The following is a 14073-nucleotide window of genomic DNA, read 5'->3' as shown; positions in this document are numbered from 1 at the left end:
TGTTTCCATAGCTCCGTCTTTAGTTTTCACTTTGTTGACTTTAAAGTTATGTGAAACTTCTTCCCGGAGCTATACCCTTTCAAACATACAAACTATAAATTACACGCGGGGGAAATTACGTTTGGAACGCTCTCCGCTTTCTTGCAGCTCGTATCCCGGATTCAAGGTCCTGTATTGGTTTTAATGGGGTTTGTGCCCTTATTTGTCCGTTTTCGGGCGTCCCTTGATCGCTTACAGGATATTCTCGGTACGGAGGCCGAGACGGACGTACAGCCGGAACGTTTTCTCCGGGTGGAAAAGATCGTGTTACGTCATATAAGCTTCCGCTACGAAGATAAGGATGTCCTGAACGGCCTCGAAGGAGAACTTTTAAGGGGTAGGCCTACCGCTATTTTGGGGGGCAGCGGCAAGGGCAAGACCACACTCATCCGCCTGCTACTAAGCCTTCTTTCGCCTAACCACGGTACGATAGAGCTCCATGCAGACGGCAAAACCGTCTGTCTAGGGAGGGAACACCGAGTGAATTTTGCTTACGTGCCGCAGGGAGATAAGCTGTTTAGCGGTACAATCCGCGAAAACTTGCAGATAACGGCTGCGCCTATCACGGACGATCGTATACGTTGGGCATTAGAGACGGCGTGTGCATCCTTCGTGTTCGATTTGCCGGAGGGGCTAGACACGCCGGTGGGCGAGTCGGGTTATGGGCTTTCCGAGGGCCAGGCTCAGCGTATAGCGGTGGCCCGAGCCTTACTAATGGACTGTAGCGTCTGGTTGTTCGACGAGGTAACGTCGGCACTCGATCCGGCGACGGCAGCGCGGTTGACGCAGAATCTCCTTGAGGCGGGAAAAAACAAAGTACTCGTTTTTGTAACGCACGATCTGGCTTTAGCAGAGTCGTGTAGCCAAACTATTTATATAAGATAACGTATAATGGATAATCAGCAACATGTTGGAGAATATCGGCCATTTTTTTATAGGATAGCGCGTCATGTGGTGGAGATTCGCGGGGCGACAGACATTGATATAGCCCGCTGTCTTCCCTCCTTCGAGCCTTTTGCAGCGCAACCTGGCGAGGAGGACGACTCTTTGATTGCCGTCCGGCTAACCATTGAGCCGGCTCCGGAGATTGAATCGGCGAAATTGCTGAGCGACATATCGGTGATCTGGGAAGAGCGTTTCTGTTTTGAGGAGACCGATGACAGTTATATAACAACGATACAGGCAAAGGAGGGAGACCGCCCTTGGAAAATGGTCAGTTCCAAAGATTTCCGGGAGTCGGTCATCTATGCACAGGCAGACGAATTGTATAGTACGTTCAAGTGCAACTGGCTGATCATGATTGCTTTCGGACAGGCTGGCTTGCTACGTGATACACTGCTGATTCATGCTTCTGTTGTAGAGAGAGCTGGTAAAGGCTACGCCTTTCTGGGAAAAAGCGGGACAGGAAAGAGCACGCACAGCCGGCTGTGGACCGAACATATCGACGGGACAAAGTTGCTCAATGATGATAACCCGGCCATCCGGGTGTATGATGACGGCCAGGTTTCTATATACGGAACACCTTGGAGTGGAAAGACGCCGTGCTACCGGCAGGTGGAGGTGCAGCTGGGGGCGATCATACGCCTTGAGCAGGCGCCGTTTAACCGCCTGGATTGGAAGCAGGGAAAAGAGGCGTTAGTCGCGCTGTTGCCCAGCGGTTCGGCCATCCGCTGGAACCCCACGTTGTTTGCGTCGATGTTACAGATTTTGGAGGAGATATTGACACGGGTTCCGGTAGGTGTATTGCAATGTTTGCCCGATGAGGAGGCGGCCAGACTGTGCTTTGCAGAAGTATCTAGCATAAGATCGTAGAGGAAGTTAATAGATAGCTAATAGCTGATGGCAGATGGCTATTAGCCGTAAAGTTGTTGATTTGTGAAGTCGTGAAGTGAGAGGCTAATAGCTATTGGCAGATAGCTGATGGCTATTAGACGTAAAGTCGTTGATTTGTGAAGTCGCAAAGTTGCAAATCTGCAAAGTCGCTAATAGCGAATGGCTATAAGCCGTGAAGTTGTGAAGATGTAAAGTCGTGGGCCTAAGCACAACAATTGACCTCGTAGAGGTCATATTTCAATAGAAAACCGTGTATCCAATTACACGACCCTGACGGGGTCGAATAAAAAGCCTGTTGTTTTTGATAGCAACGACCGTCATCCAACCATTCTAATCCATCTAACTATTCTAACTCCTAACCCCTAACCCCTGACTTCTAATATCTAACATCTAACTTCTGATTTCTAATCATTTAAGAACGGAAGATGATCATTAATTGATGATTACGGGACGGATGGCTCCGTCCCATAAACATCTACCTATGAAATTTTTGCCTTTTTGGGAAGGCATTGCAAAGATGCAAATCTCTCCATTTACATTGCGTGTACAGAAATATCTTTAACATGTCAAAATGCTATATAGCGGATCTTATTTTTTGGGTTACACATCAGGAGGGAGCTGATTTACAACTTGTTTGGGCGGGCAAATAGGTAGAGGCATGTCGTCTGTAGCTACGGACGCTGGGTGCTTGTGTTGTTGGGAAGGTGCAGTAGTATGCGTGGAAAGTTAGGAGATAGAGCTTATCGCTGGCGGAATGTCAAAGCCGTTTTTCCCGTATGTTTTTTAAAGAACCGGCGGAAATTGCTTTCATCGGTGAACCCCAATTCGTAGGAGATCTGGGAAATGGATAGGTTTGTGTTGCGGATATAGCGGATGGCCTCTTTGATCACGATATCGGAAATAACGTCTTTTGCACTCTTTCCTAGTACATTAAAACAGATTTCAGACAGTTTCTGGTACGTCATATTCATCAGGTTGGCATAATAGGCAACGGTAGTGTTTTTCCGGTAATGTTTGTTTACGAGTACGGTAAATGTATTGACAACACCTAGATCCGAGAGTTTGCGCATATGTTCTATCTGGGTCGGAGACTCCAGTTGTTCGAACCCTTCAATCAAGAGCTCCTCTATACAATGGTGAGCTACCAGTGCGTACATCTCGACGTCTTTTTCAAACCGACGTACGCGCTCTACGATGAGTCGGCAAAAATCATCTGACGAGCTGTGGGCTTTTGTGGCTGATAGCTAATGGCTATAAGCCGTGAAGTTGTTTTTGATAGTAGCGACTGTCATCTAACCATTCTAACCCATCTAACCCATCTAACTATTCTAACTCCTAATATCTCACATCTCACTTCTGACTTCTAACCAAGGCAATTTTTCTGAAAAATACCTCATTTGTGGTATTTTTATTTAACGCAAATGACTTTAACTTAGTGGCGAAAAATGCGAATTAAACGCATAAAAATATAGAAAAACGTAATCAACCGAAATGACGCCAAACAAGTATTTTCAGCCGCATAACAGCGTAGTTCTTGCCAAAATCGGTAGGATTTCATGAGAAAAATGCAAAATGTGAATAAATTAATATAAAATTAGCCTGAATATAGTTTTTATTTTACAAAAATAGTCTATATTTGTTTCACTACAATCTACAATTACAATACTACACGCGAGGTGCGGCTTCGGTCGCAAAAGGTAAACTGGAATGTATTAACCTAATAACAGAGAAAAGCCAGACCGGTTTACTTAGCGGTAAGAAACAGAGTATTAACTTAAAAAAACAAAACAAATGACTGATCTGATTCAGTAAGTATTTCAAGCTTCAATTGAGAGTTTTTCTCTAACGAGATGCTGGCTATAAACTTGCTGCGTTTCATATGGTTTGTTGTTTTCATTTAACGAAAATGATAAACTGAGAGTTTTATGTCTTTTGTTTGAAGATTACAAATCTTATTAAGGGATAATTCATTCGTTTCTGCTGCTACAGGGTTTGAACTAAAATCATTGTGTTATGCATAGATATGTCCAAAATCGCGTGTTAGCTTGCTTAAAGATGTTACTCGTCTTTACGGACGCTGTCTGTCTAAACGTCGTGTTTCTCGCTACGTTTTCGGTGGTGACGTCCTACGGACTGGTAGACTCGCAAAAAATGGTTTCAACGAATTTTTATTCGCTTCTGACGATGTTCAATTTGGTGTCCGTGATCTCTGCCTTATACCTCCGGCTGTATGCGGACAGTACGATTGAGCGGTTGGAGAATGTGTTTCGGATGACGTTACGGACGGCATTCACGCTCCTTGCTGTTTTCGCGCTCTGCTTGCTTATTGGGCACCGGTTCAGCGGCGTATGGTACTTTTTTGCGGTTCTGGCGATTACCTTAGCTCTGTATGCCGCTATCTCCCGCTTCATCCTGACCTATGTCTACACAGTTTTGCCCCGACGGTTTGGCTGGAGTAAGCAGGTGGCGCTGATCGGTCATAACGATTATTTGCAAACCGTAGCTGGCGCGTTTGGACAGGATCATGCTTTCTATCACGTGAATACTATTCATTACAAAGATGAAGTGCAGGCAATCAGCAAAGAGGAGAAGGTCGCGCAGTTCAGGCGCTATTTTGAAAAGGTGTCGAAATTGGGCATTTACGACGTTTTTCTGGTGAGCTCTCCTGATATATCCGATTGCAGCAGGGAATTGATTATGGCAGCCGACCAGGAATGTGTGCAGCTAAATTTTGTCTCCGCGTCGGCCGCTATTCCCTACCGGGCTGCAAAAGACGGGGCCGTGGCGATGGAACTTCCTGTTCTGCGTTCGCACGAAGAGTCGCTATCCACAATGGAAAACCGTATCAAGAAGCGCATCGTTGATTTGTTTATATCGAGCGTCGTGATCGTCTTTATTTTAAGCTGGCTGGTGCCTATCATTGGACTGATTATAAAAATCCAAAGTCCGGGCCCCATATTTTTCAAGCAGCCCCGCTCCGGCAGGAATAACCAGACTTTTGCTTGTTACAAATTTAGAAGCATGGTGGTCAATAAGGAGTCGGATGCGGCGCAGGCGACAAAGGGCGATAAACGCATTACCCCTATCGGCAAGTTCCTCCGGAAAACCAATTTAGACGAATTTCCCCAGTTTATCAATGTGTTTCTGGGGCAGATGAGTGTAGTCGGGCCGCGCCCTCACATGCTATCCCATACAGAGCATTATAGCAAATTGATCCAGCATTATATGGTCCGGCATTTCGTGAAGCCGGGGATTACCGGCTGGGCGCAGGTGAACGGTTACCGCGGCGAAACGAAAGATCCTGAGCTGATGGCAAAACGGGTGGAATACGACCTGGAGTATATGAGCAATTGGTCGGCCATGTTGGATTTTAAGATTGTATGTATGACTGCGCTGAACATGGTTCGGGGCGAGAAAAACGCTTATTAAGATATTAATGAATTATATAGAACAAATTATGAAGAATAGATTTACCAAAATCGTCTGGGTGTTGCTCGGCATCTTTACCGTCGGGGCCGCCACTACAGCAGCGGCCAATGGAGACAGCCGTGACAGCATTCCCCAGTCGGCCTATACACACGGCTATCCCTATCCGTTTGCGTTAGGCGTGCACATGGGAACGACCGGTGTCGGCGTACACCTTTACCAACCGCTGGGGCAGCAGTTTGGGCTGCGGGTCGGTGTGAGCTATATGCCTTTCGCAACCGATATTGTTGGAACTTACAGTGGGTATGCCACACGCAGCGACATCCGCGCCAAGTCGGGCAACGCGTCGCTAACCTTTGGCTGGACCCCGTTTGCAAAGAATGGAGGCTTCTTCCGAAGCTTCAATGTACAGGCCGGCGGCGCTTATTTCTTCAAGCTGGACGGTGAGCTGACAACAAGGTTGCGGGATCCGTACAAATATGGCGAGATAGATGTCCATCCGGAAAAGGTAGGGACGATTACGACAAAGGTAGACTGGAAAAAGACGGTCAACCCTTACGCCGGAATTGGCTGGAGCAATATCGTGATTGACAGCCGGTTTTCGATGCATGTGGATCTCGGCTGCTACTACCTGTCTAAGCCACGGGTGTCCATGGAGGCGACGGGGCTATTGGAGGAGAACGTGAATAACGCACCTATCATCGAACGTAACATCAAAAATTACCGCTATCTACCGCGTATTGAATTCGGTTTCAGTTATAGGTTTTGGTAGGTCGTATCAATAAAAAAGAAGCAGTTATGAAGATCAGAAAACTAGCAATATATACGTTGGCCGTTGCCCTTTTGGGAAGCGCGGTCTCTTGTGAGAGTCCTTTGAAGGACTTCAACCTACAGATCAGTACGGAGGTTATCCAGCATTATGCCACGTTGAAGGTTGTCGACGCGAATGGCCAGAATATCAGTGGCGTTACTGTCACCTTGGTGTCGGGCGATACGCAGGACATATACAACATGAGCGGATACAAAGATTTTAAGCTGACCGACAATTTAATCACGTTCGGGGTGGATCCGAAGCGCACGCCGACGGCGAGCCAGCCGATCCGTTTCCGGGTACGATTTGCGGCAGCAGGTTATATTACGCAGGAAGTGCCTGTGGCTATTACGGATGTGTCCAGCGGAATACAGACCATTGTTCTCGCACGGCCTACAGAAGTGCCTGACGGCGCGGAAGAGGTAATCGAAAACGTCGACTTAAATACCGACGGTTCGACGGCAGCCGTGGCCACTATAGAAGTGCCATCGGCAGTAGGCGGGGGCGACATGACATTGACCATTCCGGCAGGAACGCAGTTCAGAGATGCTTCCGGAAATGTGATTACCGGTACGACTGTACAGATATCTGTCATGAGCATCGACGCCGACAACGGGGATGCGGTGGTGCTGTTGCCGGGTGGCGATCTAAGGGCCGACCAGGTGGTGCTGGCCGACGGATCGACCGTCGCAGGAACGTTTAGCCCAGCCGCTGTTGCGGACATCAACATGCTGGTCAACGGCATCGCGGTGAAGGAATTTAGCCAGCCGATTGCGGTGAGCATGCCGGTAAAGGCGAGCTATGTAAGTCCGATAGACGGACAAGCTCTTGCAGCAGGCAAAGTGTTCCAGATATTCAGTAGCAGCACGGACGGTATATGGCGCTTTGAGCAGAACAGCACCGTGACCGGATCGGCGGGCAGCGGGTTCCGGGTGGCCTTCCCGATCAGCCACTTGTCCTTTTACATGGCCGCTGAGTTTGGGGTAGCCTGTTCGGAGGCGAGGGTGGTTACATTTTCCGGAGACTGGATGAGTAACAGCTCGACATATCCTATTGTGGTCGAAACATTGTGGGGTGGACGGGTTATCGCTACAGGCGAGTATTCCATCAACGAAAACAATGCCAGCATCAGCCTGACGGATGTGCCGGCTACCGGAGCGTCGATTGTAATACGCAACAGCAGCGGACATATTCTCGAGCAGGCACCGTTGGCGGCCTGTGGTCAGACGACATCCGTGAGGCTGCCGAACCCAGGCGACGCGACCGGAACAACCTCTACGCTACAGCTGTACGTACGGTGTCCCGATAAAACGGATCCGATTACCTTGCTACCTACGTTCCAGATGTTCTACCGTGAATCCGGCACAGCCGAGTTTAAGTTTTTGGGTACGGTGGATAATGGATTCCTGAGAACAACCTTATTGAAAACCGACGGCACGAAGTACGACTTTAAAGCCATCTGGGGAGAACGGGTGAAGATTGTAGGGGGGCATGCTGTCCAGGAGGATAATACCGCTACGGTGGGGATAGCACCGGGCGATATCATCGGAACGAAGGCAGGAGCAACCAATCTGGCCATACTAACGGAGGAGTGTGGTAAGCTCTAGTGTTGAATAACGAGTAGATAGTTCTTCCGAAGCTAAAGGAGTGACTGGGCAGAGGATCGCCTGTTGCTCCTCCGCTCCGGGAAGAGATAAGATATAGAAGACCTCAAGTGTTAACTTGTGATTGTAGGGGAATACTCCGGCCGGGCGCGCCGGCCGGGTATTTCTTATTTACATCACCTTCGGAACGGATGTGTTAACGCACATACGGTTCACGCAGCAAGTTGACCGGAATTAACTAAAAGCAAAAATGAAAAGCAACCATGTTGTCCATTTTTAACCGAAAACCCGTACATCACGATCTGCGCTGGGTACAGGCGGATATGCATTCGCATCTACTGCCCGGAATCGACGACGGATGTGCTGCGGTGGAGGAAAGTGTACAGCTGATTGAACGTTTAGCCCTGCTTGGTCTATGGTATTTTCATTTTACGCCACACGTATTTCAGGAAATGTATCCGAACACCAGAGAGACTATTGCAGCCTCCTATCAGAAGCTGAAAGGAAAGGGGGTAGATAGCCTGCTGGGCGGATATGCAGCGGAATACATGGTGGATGCATCCTTTGAACGGACGTTCGCGCAGAACAAGAACACGTTGCTCGTGCTGCCCGGCGGTTATGTACTGGTAGAGATGTCGTACATGCAGGAGAATAGACAAATCGAGCGCATGCTATTTGATCTTCAGATCGAGGGGTATATCCCTGTTTTGGCGCATCCGGAGCGTTATGTCTACTATCATAACGATCCAAAAAAAATACAGCGGTTTCAGGACGTCGGGTGTCTGCTGCAGCTTAATCTATTGTCGGTCTTAGGTTACTATGGGGCAAGGGAAAAGAAAGTTGCCACGTACCTGCTGGAAAAGGGAATGGTGAATCTGGTCGGAACAGACGTACATCACGAGCGCCACGTCAAAGCCCTAGAGGCAGGGATGCAGCGGGAGGATTTGCGGAAACTGTTTAAGCATTGTACCATACAAAATGAAGAGCTGTTTGCCAACACAACGGGAGAATAAAAGCAAGATAGACAAATACAATACAACCTACAATTAACAAGTGTAATAACATGAAAAAATTAATGAAAAGACAAACCTTTTCGCGGATGGGATTCTTCCCACTCGTGCTATTGCTGCTAGTTAGCAGTTGCTCGGTGAAGAAGAGCATTTATTTTAACGACCTTCCGCTCGATTCTACCCGTATTTTTAAGCAAGCAGCAGCATTTACCGAACCCGTCATTCAATGTGATGATATTTTGAATATTACGATCCAGACCCTAGATCCCTCTACCGCATCCCTTGCCAACCAAGCGGCAGACATGCAAACGACAGGAGCGGGTTCTAACCAAGTTATTTCCGGTTTCTTGGTGGATAAGGAGGGATTCGTCAACATGACGTTGTTGGGCAAGGTAAAACTTTCAGGACTAACCACCTACCAGGCTCGGGAAAAGATTACTGGTTTGGCGGCACAATTTTACAAAGACCCTACGGTACAAGTTCGTTTCGCTAATTTTAAAGTAACCGTACTTGGTGAGGTTGCTCGCCCGGCGAGTTATACTGTACCAAATGAAAAAATAACGGTGCTAGACGCGTTGGGTCTAGCCGGTGATCTCACCGTATATGGAAAGCGAGATAATATTCTCCTGATAAGGGAAAATGGCTCGGAGCACAGAGAACTGGTTCGATTAGACCTGAACCGTGCAGAAACCCTATCTAGCCCTTACTTCTATCTACGGCAAAACGACGTCATCTATGTCGAGCCAACTAAGGCACGTGGTACCGTCAGGAGTGCACCTACCGTGCAAGCTATAGGTGTCATTACTTCTGTGATTTCGGTAGCGGTTTTAGCAATTTCAAGATTATAATAGTATATAGTGATGAGTAACAATCATATGGATTGGGAGGAAGAGTTCAGTTTCGAAAACAAGAAATCAGAGAGCAACGAATTTCTTCGGTTTATCGGACGTATCATGCGGAATTGGTACTGGTTTGTAATTTGCGGCTTTCTTGGCTTCTTCGGTGCTTTCTTGTATCTGCGCTATAGTATTCCGGTCTATAAAATCCATGCGAAACTATTAATTTCGGATGAGAGTAAAGGTGGAGGCTCGTTATCATCCTCAGCGCTGGGAGACCTTTCGGGTTTCGTAGGCGGAAAGAGTTCCGTTGATAACGAGGTCGAGATACTGCGAACGACCGATCTCATGCGGAAAATGGTGCTAGCGGAAAAAGCGTATATTTCCTATTTTAATAAAGGAAGAGTGCATGATGTACCGGTGTCCACAGCGCCCTTTCGCATCGATCTATTAACCGATCCCGACTCTATTGCCCGTTCTTATACTTTAGAAGTGCAATTTAAGGAGCGAGATAAGGTTCAGCTATTAGCTCCAGATACCTCCTATCAAGTAATATTAAGCCAACCTTTTACATTACCCGGTGTCGGTGTATTAACAATACAACAAACGGAAGGGGAAACATTCAAAGAGAACTATGGTTTTCGTATATCACCTGTGCGGGCTATTACAGCCTCTTTCAGCTCCCGTCTTTCCGTAAGCACCACCAATAAAAGCGTGTCGACTATAGACCTTGGTTTCGAGCATAACTCGCCAGAATATGGCGAACAACTGTTGACGACATTCATTGACAAGTATGTGGAAATGAACTTGCATGATAAAAATGTGATTGCTGATTCTACGCTAGCTTTCATCAATGTGCGATTACGTAAGATTACAGATGAATTGGCTAGGGTTGAAGACCGTATTTCCGGTTACAAGCGTAGAAATCAGTTGGCTGATATATCACAGCAGGGAAAAGTATTGATAGAGAGCTCCGTTAGTTTCACGAAAAGCTTGGCTGAGGTAGAGACACAATTGGCGGCTTTAGATGTCATTAGTGCTTATTTGCAAGATACCAACAATCCGCGTGTGGTGCCTTCGGCCGTGATGCTCCAGGACGGTGGTTTCGATGTTCTTATCCAACGCTATAATGAATTGGTTTTGCAACGAGAGCGGCTGTTACTGGCGAACACGGAAGACAACCCCTTGGTGCAAAACATCACTTCTCAGATCGCTGGCGCCCGGCAAGACATGATCGCGAATCTATCCTCTACGCGTCGCCAATTGGAACTCATTAAGCAAAGTCAACAAGGATTGGCCAATAACGTAACCTCCCAAATTACGCAGGTACCGACTATTGAACGCGGGTATATCGACCTAGCGCGCCTGCAACAAATCAAACAGGCTCAATATATCTTCTTACAGGAGAAATGGGAAGAAACTGCCATCGGCCGTACGGCAAATGTGTCCAATTCCAAAGTGATCGACTCGCCGAAAGCACAAACTTATCCGTTTCTTCCCAAGCGGAATATGGTGTACAGTATCGGTTTGTTTCTGGCTCTGCTTGTTCCTTTAGCTATAATGTTCATTAAAGAACTGTTTAATGTCCGTGTACGTGGAATGGAGGATATCGATAGGCTGAACCAGTTACCCGTCCTTGGCATGATAGCCCATTCTACAGAAAAAGAGCAGGTGGTTGTTTCTAAAACGTCCCGCTCGCCAATTGCTGAGCAGTTCCGAGCGATGCGGACGAATCTAGAATTTGCCTTAAACGGAGGCAAGCGAATACTCTTTACCTCTTCCATGTCTGGGGAAGGAAAATCCTATGTTGCGTTAAATCTAGCGGTGTCGCTGGCTTTGCTAGACAAGAAGGTGCTCTTGATGGAGCTGGATTTGCGTAAGCCGTCCGTGACAGCGAAGCTTGGTCTACCGGCAGGTAAAGGATTTTCCCACTATGTAGTTCGTTCGGAGATGAAGGTAGAAGAAATCTTGATGCCATCCGGAGTACATGAAAATGTGGATTTGTTACAGGCAGGGGCAATCCCTCCCAATCCAGCGGAGTTATTAGTTCATCCGCGGGCGGCTGAACTCATGGAAGCTTTAGCAGCGCGTTACGATTATATCCTGATGGATGCCCCGCCAGTGGGTATGGTTACAGATGCGCAACTGCTGTCCCGTTACGCCGATTGCTGCCTGTATCTGGTGCGACAAGACTATACGTACAAAGAGCAGATCCGCATCCCGAACGACCTCGCGGCTACGAACAAGATCAAACCCATACAGCTGATCATTAATGATGTGAAGGCGCGGAATGGGTATTACAGTAACTACGGTTATGGATATGGTTACGGCTACGGCTATGGCTACGGTTATGGGGAGTATGGACTCGCCTCCAGAAGGAAGTGGTGGCAGATATTTAAACGAAAATAATAAGTCAGTCAATATATGAATAAGCATCGCAAGATATTTATTGCAGGACACCGGGGAATGGTCGGTGGAGCAATTAAACGTCATCTTGAAAAGATCGGGTATGCTAACCTGTTGGTAAGGACATCTGGAGAACTAGACTTACGTAATCAGGAGCTGGTATATGATTTTTTTGCGTCGGAAAGACCTGACGTGGTTATCGACGCGGCCGCGCGCGTTGGCGGTATCTTAGCGAACAACGATTTTCCTTATCAGTTTTTGATGGAAAATATGCAGATTCAAAACAACTTGATTGATGCTTCGTTGCGGCACGATGTGGACAAGTTTATTTTCTTAGGTTCGTCCTGCATCTATCCCAAGTTTGCGCCACAACCTCTAAAAGAAGAATACCTACTCACGGATAGCTTGGAACCGACAAACGAGTGGTATGCTATCGCCAAGATCACGGGCGTAAAGGCTTGTCAGGCTATCCGGAAACAATTTGGTAAAGATTATGTCAGTTTAATGCCAACCAACTTATACGGTACACATGATAATTTCGATCTGCAAACATCGCATGTATTACCTGCGATGATCCGGAAGTTCCACGAAGCGAAAGAAAACGGTGATCTTCCTGTTACACTATGGGGATCGGGAACACCGATGCGGGAATTCTTATTCGTGGACGACTTAGCGGAGGCGGTCACGTTTGCTCTAGATAATACTTTACCAGAACACCTTTACAATGTGGGGACAGGTGAAGATTTGACGATCAGGGAACTTGCTGAGACGATACAAGCTGTTGTGGGGCATCAGGGCGAAATCGTATGGGACAGTAGCAAGCCAGATGGTACCCCGCGTAAGTTGATGGATATTTCGAAGATGCATGCTTTAGGGTGGAAACACAACGTGCTATTAAAAGAAGGAATAGAAAAAACGTATACATGGTTCCTTAAGAATCAGGATGGTTATAAAGAGGTAAAACTATAAGAATACACCATAGACGACTATGAAAACAGCATTAATAACAGGAGTGACGGGACAGGATGGATCCTACCTTGCTGAACTCCTATTGGAAAAAGGCTATATGGTACATGGGATAAAGCGTCGTGCTTCATCCTTTAACACACAACGTATAGACCATTTGTACGTGGATCAGCACGAGCAACATGTGAACTTTAAGCTTCATTATGGTGATCTAACAGACTCAACCAATCTCATCCGCATCATTCAAGAGACACAGCCCGATGAGATTTACAATCTCGGTGCCATGTCGCATGTCAAGGTTTCCTTTGATTCTCCCGAATATGTAGGCAATGTGGATGGGCTCGGCACTTTACGTATTTTGGAGGCTGTCCGTATCCTCGGCCTAGAACAAAAGACCCGTATCTATCAGGCATCGACCTCCGAATTATATGGCGGACTGGCAGAAAATAAGAATGAAAAAGGTTTTTACGACGAAAACTCACCTTTCTATCCACGTTCACCTTATGGTGTAGCCAAGATATATGGATTTTGGATTACGAAAAATTATCGCGAAGCCTATAATATGTATGCTTGTAATGGCATTCTATTTAATCATGAATCACCGAGACGAGGAGAAACCTTCGTTACACGTAAAATTACGATGGCTGCTGCTGCCATTGCCTTGGGTAAACAGGATTGTCTTTATTTGGGCAATCTGAATGCACTTCGGGACTGGGGACACGCTAAGGACTACGTGGAGGCCATGTGGCGTATCTTACAACAAGACGAGCCGGAAGATTATGTGATTGCAACCGGCGTTACGGCCTCGGTAAGAGACTTTGTGCGTTTGGCGTTCGCAGAAATAGGTGTTGCATTAGTATTCGACGGAGAACAAGAAAATGAAGTTGCACGTGTAAAATCTTGTTCAAACCCGGACTACCAGCTGGAAATTGGGAAAACTGTCGTAAAAGTGGATCCGACCTATTACCGTCCAACCGAAGTAGACCTCCTTATTGGTGATCCGACAAAGTCTAAAACGAAGTTAGGTTGGGAACCAAAATATAACTTGCAAGGGCTAGTGAAGGACATGATGGAAAGTGATCTTAAAAGTCAAATGAAGAGTTTCACACGTCCAGATATTCACGTAACCGCAGTTTAATATT

11 protein-coding genes are annotated in these 14073 nt (G+C 46.9%); 10 read left to right on the top strand and 1 reads right to left on the bottom strand.

From position 1 onward, the window contains the following. Window positions 1-192: 192 nt before the first annotated feature. Together BC792_RS14725 and BC792_RS14720 are read left to right on the top strand one after the other, a co-directional pair. Entirely contained in the window at window positions 193-924 is a 732-nt protein-coding gene (locus tag BC792_RS14725; RefSeq protein WP_211357552.1) for an ATP-binding cassette domain-containing protein, read from the top strand. Between the two features lie 6 nt (window positions 925-930). Further along, complete coding sequence (locus tag BC792_RS14720) at window positions 931-1851, top strand: hypothetical protein (RefSeq protein WP_148909778.1); 921 nt, start codon at window positions 931-933, stop codon at window positions 1849-1851. A 761-nt stretch (window positions 1852-2612) separates the two neighbouring features. On the opposite strand, the gene BC792_RS14715 is transcribed toward BC792_RS14720, so the two are convergent. Continuing rightward, window positions 2613-3029 carry a helix-turn-helix domain-containing protein gene (locus BC792_RS14715; protein ID WP_148909777.1) on the bottom strand — a complete coding sequence of 139 codons (417 nt, stop codon included), beginning with the start codon at window positions 3027-3029 and terminating at the stop codon, window positions 2613-2615. 856 nt (window positions 3030-3885) lie between these two features. Between BC792_RS14715 and BC792_RS14710 the strand changes: the two genes are divergently transcribed. From BC792_RS14710 to gmd, 8 genes are all read left to right on the top strand, one after another. After that, complete coding sequence (locus BC792_RS14710) at window positions 3886-5301, top strand: exopolysaccharide biosynthesis polyprenyl glycosylphosphotransferase (RefSeq protein ID WP_148909776.1); 1416 nt, start codon at window positions 3886-3888, stop codon at window positions 5299-5301. A gap of 28 nt (window positions 5302-5329) precedes the next feature. Further along, window positions 5330-6070: a hypothetical protein gene (locus BC792_RS14705; RefSeq protein ID WP_148909775.1), complete on the top strand. Its 741-nt coding sequence runs from the start codon at window positions 5330-5332 to the stop codon at window positions 6068-6070. Between the two features lie 26 nt (window positions 6071-6096). Beyond that, complete coding sequence (locus BC792_RS14700; protein ID WP_148909774.1) at window positions 6097-7716, top strand: hypothetical protein; 1620 nt, start codon at window positions 6097-6099, stop codon at window positions 7714-7716. A gap of 260 nt (window positions 7717-7976) precedes the next feature. Continuing rightward, the gene (locus BC792_RS14695; RefSeq protein ID WP_148909773.1) at window positions 7977-8726 is read left to right on the top strand and encodes a tyrosine-protein phosphatase; all 750 of its coding nucleotides are present in this window, start codon (window positions 7977-7979) and stop codon (window positions 8724-8726) included. A gap of 50 nt (window positions 8727-8776) precedes the next feature. Further along, entirely contained in the window at window positions 8777-9571 is a 795-nt protein-coding gene (locus BC792_RS14690; RefSeq protein WP_246155103.1) for a polysaccharide biosynthesis/export family protein, read from the top strand. A gap of 12 nt (window positions 9572-9583) precedes the next feature. Then, on the top strand, window positions 9584-11968 hold the full coding sequence (locus BC792_RS14685) for a GumC family protein (RefSeq protein WP_148909772.1): 2385 nt from the start codon (window positions 9584-9586) through the stop codon (window positions 11966-11968). Window positions 11969-11983: 15 nt separating this feature from the next. Next, the gene (locus BC792_RS14680) at window positions 11984-12934 is read left to right on the top strand and encodes a GDP-L-fucose synthase family protein (protein WP_148909771.1); all 951 of its coding nucleotides are present in this window, start codon (window positions 11984-11986) and stop codon (window positions 12932-12934) included. A 19-nt stretch (window positions 12935-12953) separates the two neighbouring features. Beyond that, window positions 12954-14069 (top strand): GDP-mannose 4,6-dehydratase, encoded by a 1116-nt coding sequence (gmd, locus tag BC792_RS14675; protein WP_148909770.1) that lies wholly within the window; start codon window positions 12954-12956, stop codon window positions 14067-14069. Window positions 14070-14073: the final 4 nt, after the last annotated feature.

Origin of the sequence: Sphingobacterium allocomposti (assembly GCF_008124885.1) — a bacterium.
GTDB lineage: Bacteria > Bacteroidota > Bacteroidia > Sphingobacteriales > Sphingobacteriaceae > Sphingobacterium > Sphingobacterium allocomposti.
This window is presented reverse-complemented; position numbering and strand designations above follow the sequence as displayed.

Bases quoted from the DNA above. Each gene is read 5' to 3' on its own strand.
- BC792_RS14680 (WP_148909771.1), top strand. From the start codon at position 11,984: ATGAATAAGCATCGCAAGATATTTATTGCAGGACACCGGGGAATGGTC.
- BC792_RS14700 (WP_148909774.1), top strand. From the start codon at position 6,097: ATGAAGATCAGAAAACTAGCAATATATACGTTGGCCGTTGCCCTTTTG.
- BC792_RS14705 (WP_148909775.1), top strand. From the start codon at position 5,330: ATGAAGAATAGATTTACCAAAATCGTCTGGGTGTTGCTCGGCATCTTT.
- BC792_RS14715 (WP_148909777.1), bottom strand. From the start codon at position 3,029: ATGTACGCACTGGTAGCTCACCATTGTATAGAGGAGCTCTTGATTGAA.
- BC792_RS14710 (WP_148909776.1), top strand. From the start codon at position 3,886: ATGCATAGATATGTCCAAAATCGCGTGTTAGCTTGCTTAAAGATGTTA.
- BC792_RS14695 (WP_148909773.1), top strand. From the start codon at position 7,977: ATGTTGTCCATTTTTAACCGAAAACCCGTACATCACGATCTGCGCTGG.
- gmd (WP_148909770.1), top strand. From the start codon at position 12,954: ATGAAAACAGCATTAATAACAGGAGTGACGGGACAGGATGGATCCTAC.
- BC792_RS14690 (WP_246155103.1), top strand. From the start codon at position 8,777: ATGAAAAAATTAATGAAAAGACAAACCTTTTCGCGGATGGGATTCTTC.
- BC792_RS14685 (WP_148909772.1), top strand. From the start codon at position 9,584: ATGAGTAACAATCATATGGATTGGGAGGAAGAGTTCAGTTTCGAAAAC.
- BC792_RS14720 (WP_148909778.1), top strand. From the start codon at position 931: ATGGATAATCAGCAACATGTTGGAGAATATCGGCCATTTTTTTATAGG.